This is a genomic window from Oleiphilus sp. HI0123, assembly GCF_001635315.1.
This window is the reverse complement of record NZ_LWGE01001682.1, coordinates 1-1630: the sequence shown is the minus strand read 5'-3', so window position 1 is coordinate 1630 and position 1630 is coordinate 1. Positions and strand designations below refer to the sequence as shown.

Here is a 1630-nt window from a genome sequence, read left to right as displayed (position 1 = left end):
AGATGAGGGCAACTAGAAAAAAGACATCCAGGCCATTTAAATAGGCGTATCCACTATCACTAGCCAGCGCCATAGCCGTAGAAGCTAGAATGTAAACACCTGGAGTAAACGCTACTGTAGGCTCGGTTCCATAAAATATCACGTTTGAGTCAGCCGAATTATTATTTACTTGGCCAGACGGAGTAGTAACAATATGAGGCAGTTTAATCGGGCCACCTTTGTTATATGCCACATCATGCTGATCTTGCGCATCATGGGTAAAACCGATCAATACAGTGTCAGGAAGCGCAACGTCATTATCTGCATTACTAAAGTACTTTACATACAACTCTTGGAGAGACTGGGCAGGCATAACATTAGCCAGCGGTAGAAACACCTCTAGATCTTCAAACCGCATACGAGGAAAAGAACTCAACCCGTTCGATGGCAAAATGGGCAGTAATTCAGAATCTACTTCACCACGTGCGGCTAACGCTTCTGCCATATAAGGCACACTCAGTTGCCCTCTTGTTGTGGAGCTTATTTCGTTCACAGAGTAAAGGACGCTTTCATGAGTATTCACATGCGCGAACCTTACATTGTCCAACTGTGCAATAGGCGATATAGGTAAGCTCCAATTACGGTCCAGCGATCTAATTGGCACCCAAACTGCCTCAAAACATGAGAGTGACTTTAATAATTCTTGAGTATCTTTCTCATCAGCTAAAAGATGCTTTCCCACCCACGTTTCTTCTTCTAGAAAAAAGTCGAAAGCAAGATTCTGGACTCCCAATTTACAATATAGATTCAAAGACTCGGCTAATTTGTATGAGGCATATCGTTGTTTATACAGATCGGTGGAAGCATTAAACGTTTCAGATGTATATAAATCATGAATAGAAATACGCAAATCACTATCTAATGAATCATTAGTATTTAAATACCAAGCATACTGCCGGACTTTCTCATCCCAAATTTGCGTAGAGTGCTGTACTGAGGGAATGTTAAATACAATTACCAACACGATCAAAATGGGAAAGACAATCAGCGACACTCTTGAAAGATATGCACGGTTAAATCTAGATAAAAAACGGTGAATTTGGAGACTATCCATTGTATGTGTTTACTTCTACTAAGTTGTCGGTTTTGAGGAGACTAGATTAACGATTTTAGCGGTTAGGTAAAAGCACTTCCCTTTGCTTTTATGCAACCACTCAAACCTCACTATCTGCTCGGATAGCTGAAGCTAACACGACACTGAGTGTTCTTAATAATTTCTTTGGACGCTTCAGCCAGAGCCTTAAAGCTTTTAAAGTCCTCACTTATTCTCTCACCATTGGGGGCAGTAATGCAGCACAGTAAACCTAAACCTTCCTTCCGACCTAACCTACAAGCAAAGAAACTCGTCCATTTCTCCGCTCTCGCTAAGTCGACACTTTTTGGCAGAGACCCTAAAACCTGTTCCACTGATAGAAAAGGTCCTTTCTTAGAAATCCAGTAGTTGATAAATAGCGCAAAAATATCTTCTAATCGCTGGCAGACTTCGGCATTATCTGAATCGACAACGCGTGGTCGCCAGCCCCTCTCTAGAAGCAATTCGAAAGCGCTATTTACTACCCAAGCAGGGATATTACCAATTCCTTTTGCCATA

General features: G+C 41.6%; 2 protein-coding genes. Both read right to left on the bottom strand.

The genetic code is table 11. The annotated features are described in order from the left end of the window. Positions 1-1093 (bottom strand): hypothetical protein (locus A3761_RS22760; RefSeq protein WP_156492045.1); only part of this gene is annotated, 1093 nt, incomplete at its 3' end. A gap of 110 nt (positions 1094-1203) precedes the next feature. Then, a partial coding sequence (locus A3761_RS28085; protein WP_197473186.1) for a hypothetical protein occupies positions 1204-1630 on the bottom strand: 427 nt, incomplete at its 5' end.